At 71.5% G+C, this 13,461-nt stretch carries 10 protein-coding genes; 6 read left to right on the plus strand and 4 right to left on the minus strand.

The genetic code is table 11. The features are described 5' to 3' along the window. Positions 1-128: 128 nt before the first annotated feature. On the plus strand, positions 129-1,304 hold the full coding sequence (locus C6Y14_RS38775; protein WP_107021611.1) for a cytochrome P450: 1,176 nt from the start codon (positions 129-131) through the stop codon (positions 1,302-1,304). Positions 1,305-1,457: 153 nt separating this feature from the next. Beyond that, positions 1,458-4,148, plus strand: a complete 2,691-nt coding sequence (locus C6Y14_RS38780) for an MGH1-like glycoside hydrolase domain-containing protein (protein ID WP_107021612.1) — start codon at positions 1,458-1,460, stop codon at positions 4,146-4,148. A gap of 33 nt (positions 4,149-4,181) precedes the next feature. Here C6Y14_RS38780 and C6Y14_RS38785 read toward each other — a convergent pair whose 3' ends face one another. After that, on the minus strand, positions 4,182-4,763 hold the full coding sequence (locus tag C6Y14_RS38785; RefSeq protein WP_107021613.1) for a TetR/AcrR family transcriptional regulator: 582 nt from the start codon (positions 4,761-4,763) through the stop codon (positions 4,182-4,184). 341 nt (positions 4,764-5,104) lie between these two features. Between C6Y14_RS38785 and C6Y14_RS38790 the strand changes: the two genes are divergently transcribed. The 4 genes from C6Y14_RS38790 to C6Y14_RS38805 are packed head-to-tail and all read left to right on the plus strand — an operon-like array spanning position 5,105 to position 9,963. Beyond that, a complete protein-coding gene (locus tag C6Y14_RS38790; protein ID WP_107021614.1) occupies positions 5,105-5,701 on the plus strand; it encodes a 2Fe-2S iron-sulfur cluster-binding protein in 597 nt (198 codons plus the stop codon). Next, positions 5,698-6,690: an FAD binding domain-containing protein gene (locus tag C6Y14_RS38795; RefSeq protein ID WP_107021615.1), complete on the plus strand. Its 993-nt coding sequence runs from the start codon at positions 5,698-5,700 to the stop codon at positions 6,688-6,690. The genes C6Y14_RS38790 and C6Y14_RS38795 overlap by 4 nt, the downstream gene beginning before the upstream one ends. Further along, positions 6,687-8,816: a xanthine dehydrogenase family protein molybdopterin-binding subunit gene (locus tag C6Y14_RS38800; protein WP_107021616.1), complete on the plus strand. Its 2,130-nt coding sequence runs from the start codon at positions 6,687-6,689 to the stop codon at positions 8,814-8,816. The genes C6Y14_RS38795 and C6Y14_RS38800 overlap by 4 nt, the downstream gene beginning before the upstream one ends. Then, positions 8,809-9,963: an XdhC family protein gene (locus C6Y14_RS38805; protein WP_107021617.1), complete on the plus strand. Its 1,155-nt coding sequence runs from the start codon at positions 8,809-8,811 to the stop codon at positions 9,961-9,963. Before C6Y14_RS38800 ends, C6Y14_RS38805 begins: the two co-directional genes overlap by 8 nt. 64 nt (positions 9,964-10,027) lie before the next feature. On the opposite strand, the gene C6Y14_RS38810 is transcribed toward C6Y14_RS38805, so the two are convergent. From C6Y14_RS38810 to C6Y14_RS38820, 3 genes are read right to left on the minus strand one after another with little or no spacing between them, the layout of a single operon-like run. Continuing rightward, positions 10,028-10,900, minus strand: coding sequence for a geranyl diphosphate 2-C-methyltransferase (locus tag C6Y14_RS38810; protein ID WP_107021618.1), 873 nt, complete (start codon positions 10,898-10,900; stop codon positions 10,028-10,030). Positions 10,901-10,947: 47 nt separating this feature from the next. Further along, the gene (locus C6Y14_RS38815) at positions 10,948-12,006 is read right to left on the minus strand and encodes a family 2 encapsulin nanocompartment cargo protein terpene cyclase (RefSeq protein WP_107021619.1); all 1,059 of its coding nucleotides are present in this window, start codon (positions 12,004-12,006) and stop codon (positions 10,948-10,950) included. Continuing rightward, positions 12,003-13,433 carry a family 2B encapsulin nanocompartment shell protein gene (locus C6Y14_RS38820; RefSeq protein WP_199855013.1) on the minus strand — a complete coding sequence of 477 codons (1,431 nt, stop codon included), beginning with the start codon at positions 13,431-13,433 and terminating at the stop codon, positions 12,003-12,005. Before C6Y14_RS38820 ends, C6Y14_RS38815 begins: the two co-directional genes overlap by 4 nt. Positions 13,434-13,461 lie beyond the last annotated feature (28 nt).

Raw genomic sequence — 13,461 nt, forward strand, 5'->3', positions numbered from 1 at the left:
ACGGACCGAACTGGACGGAGTACGGACCGAGCAGGGCCACGCACGGACCGAACCGAACAGCGAGCGTTAGCCTTACGTGTGATCGGACACCCCATACCCGCCCGGACCTCGCGCAGCCGGACCCCGCGATGAACGCCGTCGCCTCCTCGCCCCTCGGCGCCGCCACCACCCTCGCCGAACTCACCCGGGACCCCCACGCACGACTGGCGCGCCTGCGTGCGCACGAGCCCGTGTCCTGGCTGCCCGAACTGGACGGCTGGCTGGTGACCCGCCGGGACCTCGCGATGAGCGTGATGCGGGACGCCGAGACCTTCACCGTCGACGACCCCCGGTTCTCCACCGCGCAGGTCGTCGGGCCGAGCATGCTGTCCCTGGACGGCGCTCCGCACGCCCGCCACCGGGAGCCCTTCACCGCCCCGTTCCGCCCCCGGGCGGTCCATGACGGCTTCGCCTCGTTCATCGAGGGGGAGAGCGACCGGCTCATCACCGCACTGGCCCCGGCCGGTACCGCCGACCTGCGACGCGCCTTCGCCGGTCCGCTCGCGGTCGCCGTCGTCACCGAGGCGCTCGGGCTGGTCGGCACGAGCACCGCGACGGTCCTGTCCTGGTACGACTCCATCGTGGCGGCGGTCTCGGACATCACCGCCGGACAGGCGGCGGGTCCCGCCGGCACCGCGGCCTACGCCGAGCTGCGGGCGGCCGTGGAGGCCACCGTCGCCGACCGGGACGCGGCCTCGCTGCTCGTCTCCGCCGCCGGACGGCTGACACCGGCCGAGGTGGCGTCCAACGCGGCGGTCCTGATGTTCGGCGGCATCGAGACCACCGAGGGCATGATCACCAACGCGCTGCTGCATCTGCTGAGCCACCCCGACCAGCTCGCCCTCGTCCGGACCGACCCCGACCTGCTGGACGGCGCGATCGAGGAGTCGCTGCGCCTCGAACCGGGCGCGGCCGTCGTGGACCGCTACGCCACCCGCGACACCGTCCTCGGCCCGGTCACCGTCCGCCGCGGCGACCTGGTCACCGTGTCCCTCGCCGGAGCCAACCGCGACCCCGAGGTCTTCCCCGACCCCGACAGGTTCGACGTCCGCCGCGAGAACGCGCGGCTCCAGCTGGCCTTCGCCCACGGCCCGCACTACTGCCTCGCCGCCCATCTCGCGCGCCTGGAGACCCGTATCGCCCTGAGGCAGCTGCTCGAACGCCTCCCCGCCCTGCGCCTCGACCCCGCCCACCCCACCGCCCCGTACGGACTGGTCTTCCGCAAGCCGCTCAGCCTGCAGGTGCTTTGGGGCAGCGGGGACTGACCGGCCGTCGCTCCCACCGGTCGCCGTACCCGCTGGTCAGCGGAGTGCGATCGTCCGCCGAAGTCGTGCGGCCGACCCTCCCGCGGTGCATTGCGGCCCGCCCGGAACGGTCCGATGGTGGACGCACGTGCCGGGCTGTGAGGAGGACGGGTGATGACAACTGACAGGGGCGCACCGGACGTCGAGCGGCGGCGGCTGGCCGAGGCCGACGAGGGAGTGGCGCCCTGGCGGCGCTGGGGTCCGTATCTGAGCGAGCGGCAGTGGGGGACGGTCCGCGAGGACTACAGCTCCGACGGGGAGGCCTGGGCGTACTTCACCCACGACCAGGCGCGCTCGCGCGCCTACCGCTGGGGCGAGGACGGGATCGCCGGTGTCAGCGACGACGAGCAGCGGCTGTGCTTCGCCCTGGCCCTGTGGAACGGCCGCGACCCGATCCTCAAGGAGCGGCTGTTCGGCCTGACCAACAGCGAGGGCAATCACGGCGAGGACGTCAAGGAGTACTACTTCTACCTCGACAGCACCCCCACCCACTCGTACATGAAGTTCCTCTACAAGTATCCGCAGGGGGAGTTCCCCTACGGCGACCTCGTCGCCACCAACCGGGCCCGGGGCCGCAAGGACTTCGAGTACGAGCTGCTGGACACCGGTGTCTTCGACGAGGACCGCTACTTCGACGTGTTCGTCGAGTACGCGAAGGCGGGCCCGGAGGATCTGCTGGTCGAGATCACGGCGCACAACCGCGGCCCGGACGAGGCCATGCTCCATCTGCTGCCGACCCTGTGGTTCCGGCACACCTGGTCCTGGGCCGGTGGCACCGCCGTGCCGGGTCTGCGGCGGGCGCCCGGCGGAATCCGCGCCGACCACGAGGAGTTGGGCGCCCGCCGGCTGTACTGCGACACCGACGTCCCGGCGCTGTTCACCGGGAACGAGACCAACGACGAGCGCATCTTCGGCAGCCCGAACCCCACCCCGTACGTGAAGGACGGCATCGGACGTCATGTCGTGCACGGCGACACGGCGGCCGTCGACCCCGCCGGGACCGGTACCAAGGCGGCCCTGCACAGCGTGCTCAGCGTGCCCGGCGGCGGGAGCGCGCGCATCCGTCTGCGGCTGACCGACGCCCTCGAACTCATCGACCCCTGGGGCGAGTTCGGCCAGGTGATGGCGGCCCGCCGGTCCGAGGCCGACATCTTCTACGACGGCGTCACCCCGGACGGGACGAACGAGGACGAGCGGCGGCTGGTCCGGCAGGCCCTGGCCGGGATGCTGTGGAGCAAGCAGTACTACCACCTCGACGTCGAACGCTGGCTCGCCGAGCACGGCGTCGACCCGCTCGGCGCCGATCCCCGCCTGCGCAACAGCAGTTGGTACCACATGGTCAACGACGAGATCATGTCGATGCCGGACACCTGGGAGTACCCCTGGTACGCGGCCTGGGACCTCGCCTTCCACACCCTCGCCCTCGCGATGGTCGACATCGGGTTCGCCAAGGGCCAGCTGGACCTGCTGCTGCGCCGCCTCTATCTGCATCCCAACGGCCAGATCCCCGCGTACGAATGGAACTTCGGCGACGTCAACCCGCCGGTGCACGCCTGGGCGACCCTCTTCGTCTACGAGCTGGAGAAGCAGCGCACCGGACACGGCGACCGCGCCTTCCTGGAGAACGCCTTCCTCAAGCTGATGAAGAACTTCACCTGGTGGCTCAACCGCAAGGACGTCGACGGCAACAACGTCTTCCAAGGGGGCTTCCTCGGTCTCGACAACATCGGCGTCTTCGACCGCAGCGCGCCCCTGCCCACGGGCGGCCAGCTCGACCAGGCCGACGGCACCGCCTGGATGGCGCTGTACTGCCAGAACCTCCTGGAGATCGCCATCGAACTGGCCGTCGACAACCCGGTGTACGTGGAGCAGGCGCAGACCCTGTTCGAGCACTTCGCGTGGATCGCGGTCGCCACGAACCGCCTCGGCAGGGACAACGAGAGCCTGTGGGACGAGGAGGACGGCTTCTTCTACGACGTCCTGCGGCTGCCCGACGGCGAGGCGGTCCGGCTCAGGGTGCGCTCCCTGGTCGGGCTGATCCCGCTCGCGGCGACCAGCGTGGTCGGCGGCTGGGCCGATCAGCGGTTCCCCGAACTGGTCGCGGGGGCGCAGGAGTTCATCGGCCGGCACCCCGCCGTGCAGGCCGTCGTCTCCGCACAGCAGACCGCCGGACCCGGTGTCCGCGGACGGCATCTGTTCGCCCTGTTCGGCCCGGACCGGCTCCGGCGCGTCCTGGCCCGCATGCTCGACGAGAAGGAGTTCCTCGGCCCGTACGGCATCCGCTCGCTCTCCCGCCACCACGCCGAGCACCCGTACAGCTTCCAGGTCAAGGGGCAGACGTACGGGGTCGGCTATCTGCCCGCCGAGTCCGACTCGGGCATGTTCGGCGGCAACTCCAACTGGCGCGGCCCGGTGTGGTTCCCGGTCAACATCCTGCTGATCCGGGCCCTGCTGAACCTGCACGCGTATCACGGTGAGGAGTTCACCGTGGAGTGCCCGACCGGCTCGGGGCGGCGGATGAACCTCTACGAGGTCGCCCGGGAGATCTCCGGGCGGCTCACCGCGACGTTCCTGCGCGGCCCCGACGGGCACCGCCCGGTGCACGGCGCCCAGGCCAAGTTCGCCAAGGACCCGCACTGGAAGGACCTGCTGCTCTTCTACGAGTACTTCCACGGCGACAACGGGGCGGGCCTCGGTGCCTCCCACCAGACCGGCTGGACGGGCCTGGCCGCGGTCACCGCGACTCTCTTCCACCAGGTCGGCCCCGAGGACTGGGGCGCCCTGCGCGAGGAACCCCTGTCCTGAGTCCCCTTTCCTGAGTGCGGCGGGTACCCGGCCTCACCGGCGGCCCGGGGCCCCCGCGCGCAGCCCGTCCATGACGAAGTCCAGCAGGCGGGCCGCGCGCGGCTGCCAGTCCCCGTGGGGGTCGAGCTGCCAGAGCCCGGCGATGGCGAGGAGGAAGTCGTCCTCCGTCACGCCGGGGCGGATGGTGCCCGCCTCCTCGTTCGTGCGCAGCAGGAGCAGCGCCGCGGCGGCCACCGGAGTGGGTTCCGGTTTCGCCGGGCCGCCGGGTGCGCTGGTGGCCTGCCGGATCGCGTCCGCCAGACCCGCCTTCGTCATGGCGAACCGGGCCAGGTGGTCCATCCACTCGCGCAGCGCCCGCTCCGGCTCATGGGTGTGGAGCAGCTCGCACGCGGCGTCGGCGACCTGCTGCATCTCGTGGCGGTAGATCTCCAGGACCAGCGCCTCACGGTTGGGGAAATTGCGGTAGAACGTGCCCTGCCCGACGCCCGCCTTCTTGGCGATGACACTGAGCGGGGCGTCCGCGCAGAGCGTCAGCTCGGCCACGGCCACTTCCAGGATGCGTTCGCGATTGCGCTGCGCGTCCGAGCGCAGAGGTGCGTCCTTCTTGTGCCCCACGCGTCCTCCTCGCGGGTTCGTGGCCGAATCCCGTCCTTGCTAAGCGGACAGGTGTCCACTACGTTTTCTCGTGAGCGGACAGTTGTCCGGTTAGGTACACCTTACCGGCGAGCCGTCCTGCCTGGACAGATGGCGGTGGTCGGCCGCGGTCCTTCCTGCTTGCATCATGCACGCTTCCGGCCCGCCCCCGTCGCGCGGGGCGCCATCCCCCCACCCGACACCACTCCCGGTCCGTGTTCCGACGCCTCTCGGCGTCTCTTACGTCTATAGCGTTTTTCCGTTCTCTCTGCCTGCCGGACCGTCCTTGTGGGACGGCCCGGGAATGTGAAAGAAGGCTGATCATGGCCACAGCGCCCCCGTCGACGTACAGCGCCGTCACGTTGAACATCAACGGCGAGAAGCACGCTCTGACCGTCGACCACCGCACCACCCTGCTCGACGCCCTGCGTGAGCGCCTCGATATGACCGGCACCAAAAAGGGCTGTGACCAGGGGCAATGCGGGGCGTGTACCGTCCTGGTCGACAAACGGCGGGCCGTCGCCTGCCTGACCCTGGCGGTGGCGGCCGAGGGCCGGGAGATCACCACCATCGAGGGCGTCGCCGAGGGCGACCAGCTGCACGCCGTACAGCAGGCGTTCCTCGACCTCGACGGCTACCAGTGCGGCTACTGCACACCTGGCCAGATCTGTTCGGCCGTCGCGGTCATCGAGGAGCACGCCGCCGGCTGGCCGAGCGCCGCCACCGAGGACGTACGCCCCGAAGCGGGACCGCCGCCCCTGACCCCCGAAGAGATCCGTGAACGCATGAGCGGGAACCTGTGCCGCTGCGGCGCGTACGTGTCGATCGTGCAGGCGGTCGCCCGCGCGGCCGAGGCCGACGCCGCCGCACGGGCCGCCCAGGCCGAGCAGGGCACCGAGCACGAAGGGGCAGCGGCATGAAAGAGTTCGGATACCAGAGGGCCCTCGACGTCTCCGGAGCCCTCGCGCTCCTCGACGCCGACCCGGACGCCCGGTTCCTCGGCGGCGGCACCAACCTCGTCGACCTGATGAAGACCGGCGTCGAGCGCCCCGGCCGCCTCGTCGACGTACGCGAGCTGCCGCTGGACCGCATCGAGACGACCGAGGACGGCGGGCTGCGCATCGGCGCGACCGTCAGCAACAGCGACCTGGCCGCACACCCCGACGTGCGCCGCCGCTACCCGGCCCTGACCCAGGCGGTCCTCGCCGGCGCCTCCGGGCAGCTGCGCAACATGGCGACCGTCGGCGGGAACCTGCTGCAGCGCACCCGCTGCGGCTACTTCGCCGACGTGACCAAGCCGTGCAACAAGCGCGACCCCGGCAGCGGCTGCCCCGCCATCAAGGGCGAGCACCACAACCACGCCATCCTCGGAGCCTCCGACCACTGCGTGGCCACCCACCCCTCCGACCTCGGAGTGGCGCTCACGGCCTTCGACGCCGTCGTCACCTACGAGACGGCCGACGGACCGGGCGAACTGCCCCTCGCCGACTTCTACCTGCCGGTGGGCGACACCCCGCACCTGGAGACCGCCCTGCCGCAAGGGGCACTGATCACCGGTGTCGTCCTGCCGCCCGCCCCGGTGGCCGCCAACTCCCGCTACCGCAAGGTGCGCGAGCGGGCCTCGTACGCCTTCGCGATCGGCTCGATCGCCGCCGCGCTCGACGTGCAGGACGGCGTCGTACGCGAAGTGCGCCTCGCCTTCGGGGCCGTCGCGTCCCGGCCGTGGCGGGCCCGCGCCGCCGAAGCCGCCCTGCTCGGCGGACCCGTCGACGCCGCCGCCTTCGCCGCCGCGGCCGACGCCGAACTGGCGGCCGCCCGGCCGCTGCCGCACAACGGATACAAGGTGACACTCATGCGCAACCTCGTCGTCGCCGTGCTGAGCGAACTCGCCGAGGAGGCCGCCCGATGACCACCACCACGACCGGAATCAGGGCGGTACCGGCCGTCGGCACCGCGCACACCCGTGTGGAGGGCCGCGACAAGGTCACCGGAGCGGCCCGCTACGCGGCCGAGATCCCCTTCACCGAACTGGCCCACGGCTGGCTGGTCCTGTCCACCGTCACCCGGGGCCGCGTCAGCTCGGTGGAGGACGGCCCGGTCCTGGACATGCCGGGCGTCCTGGCCGTCCTGCACCACGGGAACGCCCCGCGCGTCGACACCGACTACGTCGGCATGCTGGGCATGCCGCCGGACCCGACCATCGCCGTCTTCCAGCACGACCGGGTGCCGCACGCGGGCTGGCCGGTGGCGCTGGTCGTCGCCGAGACCTCCGAGCAGGCCCGGGAGGCCGCCGAGGCACTGGTGGTGCACTACGAGGAGGAGACGCACGACGTCACCTTCGCCGGAGAACACCCCGACGCGTACTCGGTCCCCGGCCCCGGTGGACCCGCGGTGACGGAGAAGGGCGACCTCGAAGCCGAACTGGCCGCCTCCGCCGTCGTCCTGGACGCCGAGTACACCACGCCCGAAGAGCACCACAACTCCATGGAGCCCCACGCGGCGACCGCCCTGTGGGACGGCGGCCGGCTTGAGGTCGTGGACTCCAACCAGGGCACGATCTGGGTCGCGGCCGAACTCGCCAGCCTCTTCTCGCTCGACCCGGCCTCCGTGCACGTGCGCTCCGAGCACGTCGGCGGCGGTTTCGGCAGCAAGGGCGTCCGCGCCCACCAGGTCGCCGCGGTGATGGCCGCGACGATCCTGTCGCGCCCCGTCCGGGTCGTCATGACCCGCCGCCAGATGTTCTCGCTCGCCGGCTACCGCAGCCCCACGACCCAGCGGGTCCGGCTCGGCGCCGACGCCGAGGGACGGCTGCTCGCGCTGGAGCACAGCTGTCTGAGCCTGACCTCGACCGTGCACGAGTTCATCGAGTCGGGCGCCGGTGTGGCCCGCGTGATGTACGACGCCCCCGCCCACCACACCGCCAACCGGGTCGTACGGCTCGATGTGCCGAGCCCGACGTTCATGCGCGCTCCCGGCGAGGCGCCGGGCTCGTTCGCGCTGGAGTCGGCCCTCGACGAGCTCGCCGAGAAGCTCGGCATCGACCCGATCGAGCTGCGTACGCGCAACGAACCCGCGGTGGGTCCGGTCTCCGGGCTGCCGTTCAGCACCCGCAACCTCCCCGCCTGCTTCGAGGAGGGCGCCCGCCGGTTCGGCTGGGCCGACCGGGACCCGCGTCCGGGCGTGCGCCGGGAAGGCCGCTGGCTGATCGGCACCGGCACGGCGGCGGCCTCCTTCTTCGTGGGAGCGATGCCCTCCACGGCCGCCGCGACCGCCGAGGCCGACGGCACCTTCACCGTCCGGATCAACGCGGCGGACATCGGAACGGGTGCCCGCACGGCGCTCACCCTGGTCGCCGCCGACGCCCTTGAGGTGCCGACCGACCGGGTGCACGTGCGGATCGGCGACAGCGACTTCGGTCCGGCGATGATCGCCGGCGGGTCGATGGGCACCCGCTCCTGGGCCTGGGCGGTCACGGCCGCGGCCGCCGAACTGCGGGAGCGGCTCGCCCTGAGCGACGGCATCCCGCCGGAGGGCATCACCGTCCGGTCGGACACCACCGCCGCCGTCGGAGCCCTCGCGCAGAAGGAACGGCACTCCTTCGGGGCGCAGTTCGCCGAGGTCGCCGTGGACGTGAGCACCGGCGAGGTGCGGGTGCGCCGCATGCTCGGCATGTTCGCCGCCGGGCGGATCATCAACCCGCTCACGGCCCGCGGCCAGTTCACCGGCGGAATGATCTGGGGCATCTCCATGGCGCTGCACGAGGAGGCGGTCCGGGACCGGAACACCGGAGCCCTGTACGGCGCCGACCTCGCGGGCTACCACGTCGCCAGCAACGCCGACGTACCGCTCGTCGAGGCGGACTGGGTGGACGACTCGGACCCGGACGACCCGGTCGGGATCAAGGGCATCGGCGAGATCGGCATCGTGGGCGCCGCGGCGGCGATCGCCAACGCCGTCTGGCACGCGACCGGTGTCCGCCACCGCAACCTGCCGATCCGGCCGGACCGCGTCATCACGGCGGGCCCGCATGTTTGACATCGCCGACGAGCTGACCCGCTGGGTCGAGGAGGGCCGTGAGTTCGCCGTGGCCACGGTGGTGGCCGTCGGCGGCAGCGCACCGCGCGGTCCTGGCGCGGCCCTCGCCGTCGACAGCGAGGGCACGGTCATCGGCTCGGTCTCCGGCGGTTGCGTGGAAGGAGCGGTGTACGACCTGTGCGTACAGGCGCTCCAGGACGGCGAGAGCGTCCTCGAACGGTTCGGCTACAGCGACGAGGACGCCTTCGCGGTCGGTCTGACCTGCGGCGGGGTGCTCGACATCATGATCACCCCGGTCGGGGCTCAGGCACCGGTCCGTGAGGTGTTCCGCTCGGCGCTGTCGGCCGTCACCTCGGGCGAACCCAGGGCACTCGCCCGGGTCGTCCGGGGCCCGGCCGAACTCCTCGGCAGGGCCCTGCTGGTGCACCCCGACGGGACGTACGAGGGGTCGTACGGCAACGGCTCCGCGGAGCTGGACCGGACGGCGGCGGCCGAGGCGCGGGCGATGCTGGACGGCGGACGCACCGGCACCCTCGACCTCTCGGAGGACGGCAGCAACTGCCCCGGCGGGCTCACCCTGCTCGTCGAGTCGAACGTGCCGCCCCCGCGGATGATCGTGTTCGGTGCGATCGACTTCGCCGCGGCGCTCGTACGGGCCGGCAAGTTCCTCGGCTACCACGTGACGGTCTGCGACGCCCGTCCCGTGTTCGCCACCCGGGCCCGCTTCCCCGAGGCCGACGACCTGGTCGTCGACTGGCCGCACCGCTATCTGCGGGGCACCGCCACCGACGGGCGCACGGTGCTGTGCGTGCTCACCCACGACGCCAAGTTCGACATCCCGCTGCTGGAGCAGGCCCTGCGGATGCCGGTCGCGTTCGTCGGGGCGATGGGCTCGCGCCGCACCCACGCGGACCGTGACCGGCGGCTGCGCGAAGTCGGCCTCACCGAGGCCGAGCTGGCACGGCTGCGGTCGCCGATCGGCCTCGACCTCGGCGCCCGTACGCCCGAGGAGACCGCCCTGTCCATCGCGGCGGAGATCGTCGCGGCCCGGCGCGGCGGAACGGGCGCGCCCCTCACGGGGACGCACACCCCGATCCACCGCGACGGCGTGCGGCGGGAGGCGACGGAGGCCGCGGAGGCCGCCTGAAGGCCATGGGCCCGGGCCCGGCCGTCGATCACGACGGCCGGGCCCGGTGCCGGTTCAGGGCACGTCAGACGCGGTCGGCCACGATGAGCAGGTACTGGAAACTGCCGTTCCTGTACGCGTTCAGGAACGTTTCCTCGATGCCCGTGACCAGATGTCCGGCCTCCTGGCGCAGCTCCCAGTAGGGGATCGTGTCGGCGGTGAGGTCCTCCACGTGGACCGGCACGAGCCGGTTGCGGGCCATCGCGCGGAAGTACTCCGAGCGCGGATGGATGTCGCAGATGTAGTGCGCGTTGATGAGGGACACCTCGCGGGAGGCCCGCCCGTAGGCGTCGTTGTAGCAGCCGGTGATCGTCACATAGCGGCCCCCGCGGCGCAGCAGCCGGGCGTGCTCGGCGAAGAGCAGGTCCAACTCCACGTACATGGTGGACTCGTTGTTCCAGGAGGCCGCGTACGCGCCGCTCTCCAGGCCCGTGTCGAGCATGTTCCGGTGGTGGTAGCGCACCTTGTCGTCGATGCCCCGCTTACGGGCCTGCTCGTTGGCGAAGTCGGCCTGTTTCCGGGAGAGCGTCACCCCGTCGGCGTGGCAGCCGTACCGCAGATGGGCCACCACGCTGCCGCCGCCGCGCCCGCAGCCGGCGTCGAAGACACGGTCGGTGGGGGAGAGGTCGCCGAGCCGGGAGGCGAGCAGGTCGGCCTGGGCCTGCTCCAGCCGGTGCAGTTCGGCGGTGATCCGGTCGGGGCCCGAGCCGGGACCCTCGTCGAGAGCGGACCGGTCGACGGCTCCGATGCCGTAGTGGTGGTGGTACAGGTCGTCGATCTTCCCCAGTTCGAGGTTGACCGGGTTCTCCTCGGCGTTCCAGTACTCCGCGACGCGGCTCTGGTACGTGGACTGGCTCGGCACCGATGCTGCGGTGGTCTCGGTGTTGGTGATGGTCAAGTGGGGACTCCTCGTGGCGCTGTGACGGTGGGCCGGAACGGTGGGTGTTACCAGTAGTTGGGCAGGTGGTAGCGGTGGGAGTTGGTGGCGTGCCATTCGTGGTTTCCTGACACCCATGCGGCCAGGCCCTCGGCGTAGCGCGCGACGAGGGGGGAGGTGGCGGCCAGGACCGCCGACTCCTCCTCGAACGCTTCCATGATCCTGTTGTGGATCTCGACGGCCCGCAGATAGGCGGCCTTCAGTCCGCACCGCTCGTTGGCGGCGATGACCTGGGGCAGGTTCAGATGGGTGGGGTCGGAGGCCAGTTCCTTGGTGAAGGAGTACAGGTCGTTGACGATCGTGGTGGCGTTGCAGGCGAGCGCGGTGATCCGCTGGATCTCGGACCGGGCGTACAGCGCCGCGGGCAGTTCGTAGCCGTCGACGGCGTCGACGATCGACAGACAAGGCCGGAAGTTGTTGAACTGCCGCATCACCAGGTACTCCCAGACCCGCGGCACGTGCCGGATCTCGGACCAGGCGGCCTCCGCGAGGTAGCCCATGTGCAGCCGGGCCAGGTCGTGCACGATCCGGTCGCTCTGGCTGGGGGTGGCGAGCTCGCGGTAGTCCCGCAGGGCATGGTGGTACGAGCGCAGCGGCCCGTCCGCCTCCATGCCCTGCCGCCACTCCTCCTCCAGCTCGGGAGTGCCGTGGTACGGATCGAGCGCCGACTGGGCGATGACCAGCCGCCCGCCCAGCCCGCGGGCCGCGCCGCCCCTGCCCTCGACCTCCTCGCAGTAGCAGTCGTCGACGACGTTCTCGGCGAGCAGCAGTTTCCCGGCCGCCATGAGGTGGTCGAGGCTGATCGCGCCGGGGTGCTGGAGCACGACTGCCCGGCCGCACTGGAACCCCGCGAAGTCCCCCGTCCAGCTCTGCGGGAACAGGTCCAGGGAACGGGCCCAGGCCTCCAGCCTGCGGTCGATCTCCGCGGCCTTCTCCGGGTCGGCGGGCACGGCGGGCCGGTACCGTAGCCCGGGGACCGCGCCGCCGCGCGGGCGGGTGGTGGCGCGGGCGAGATTGGGCGGCCCGGGCAGTCGGGGAGCCGTGGGGGACACGGGCGGGGTGCTCACTCCGCGGTCCGCCCCACCTGGACGTTCTCCAGGATTCCCGCCGCGTCGGGAACGAGGATCGCCATCGAGTAGTAGGCGGTGACCAGGTAGTTCATGATCGCGGTGGTGTCGATGTTCATGAACCTGACGTTGAGTCCCGGCTGGTACTCCTCGGGAATGCCGGTCTGGTACAGGCCGACCACACCCTGGTCGGCCTCTCCGGTGCGCAGGGCGATGACACTGCTCGTGTGCTGCGGACTGATCGGGATCTTGCCGCAGGGCAGGAACGGGACCCCGCGCCACGCGGGCACTTCATGGCCGTCGATGGTGGTGGTGCCAGGCATCAGACCGCGCCGGTTGCACTGCCGGAAGAAGGCCGCGATCGCCTTCGGGTGGGCCAGGAACACCCGGGTCTTGCGGCGCATCGACAGCAGTTCGTCGAGGTCGTCGGGGGTCGGCGGCCCGGAGAAGGTGCTGACGCGCTGGGCGTGGTCGACGTTGTGCAGCAGGCCGAACTCGCGGTTGTTGACCAGCTCCCACTCCTGGCGCTCGCGGATCTCCTCGATGGCCAGGCGCAGTTGCTGCTCGGTCTGGTCCATCGGGCTGTTGTAGAGGTCCGCGACACGGGTGTGGACGCGCAGCACCGTCTGGGTGAGCGACAGCTCGTACTCGCGCGGGGAGAGGTCGTAGTCGACGAAGCCGCCGGAGAGGGTCGGCTCACCCACGTGCCCCGCCTGCATGGGGACGTCGGCCTCGCCCTTGCGGTTCATGGGCTTGCTCTGCCGCTCGGCGAACGCGGCGAGCTGCGCGGCGAGGGAGGGGGTGCGTTCCACGAACTGTTCGAGGCTGTCCCAGTTGAGCGTCAGCACCGTGCCCGCGGTGTCGGCCCGCACCGAGTGGTGCCAGCGGGGATCCTCCTGGCCGATGGCCTCGTCACCCAGCTGGGCGCCGTCCGTGACGACCCCGGTGACCTCCTCCTCGCCGTACTTGCCGGGGGTGTAGCGGGTGAACCGGCCGTGGACGACGAGATAGGCCTCCGTGACGGGCTGCCCGGCGTCGAAGAGGACCTGGCCGGCGCGGACCTCCCGCACCCGGAAGCGTGCGGCGATCTCCTGGAGGGCCGCCGTGTCGGTGTAGCCGCGCAGGGCCGGCAGTTCGGTGAGTGTCTCGGGGATGACCTTGATGTCGTCGGCGCCGTTGTGGTCGAACTGCACCCGGCCCCGGCCGACGCGGAGCTGCAGTCGCCGGTTGACCCGGTACGTGCCGCCCTTGACGTCCACCCACGGCAGCGTCTTGAGCAGCCACCGCGAGGTGATGGCCTGCATCTGCGGCGCGGACTTGGTGGTGGTGGCGAGCTGACGCGCGGCCCGGGTGCCGAGACTGGTGAACGGTGTTTCGGCGTCGGGCGGGGCGGCGGCGCTGTCGGGGGGACTTTCCGGGGCGGTCACATGTCCTCCGGGTACGTGATGCGAACAG

Source organism: Streptomyces dioscori (assembly GCF_003024195.1).
Lineage (GTDB): Bacteria > Actinomycetota > Actinomycetes > Streptomycetales > Streptomycetaceae > Streptomyces > Streptomyces dioscori.

Excerpts from the sequence above, each read along its gene's own strand:
- C6Y14_RS38775 (WP_107021611.1), top strand. The coding sequence starts at position 129 with ATGAACGCCGTCGCCTCCTCGCCCCTCGGCGCCGCCACCACCCTCGCC.
- C6Y14_RS38780 (WP_107021612.1), top strand. The coding sequence starts at position 1,458 with ATGACAACTGACAGGGGCGCACCGGACGTCGAGCGGCGGCGGCTGGCC.
- C6Y14_RS38790 (WP_107021614.1), top strand. The coding sequence starts at position 5,105 with ATGGCCACAGCGCCCCCGTCGACGTACAGCGCCGTCACGTTGAACATC.
- C6Y14_RS38795 (WP_107021615.1), top strand. The coding sequence starts at position 5,698 with ATGAAAGAGTTCGGATACCAGAGGGCCCTCGACGTCTCCGGAGCCCTC.
- C6Y14_RS38800 (WP_107021616.1), top strand. The coding sequence starts at position 6,687 with ATGACCACCACCACGACCGGAATCAGGGCGGTACCGGCCGTCGGCACC.
- C6Y14_RS38805 (WP_107021617.1), top strand. The coding sequence starts at position 8,809 with ATGTTTGACATCGCCGACGAGCTGACCCGCTGGGTCGAGGAGGGCCGT.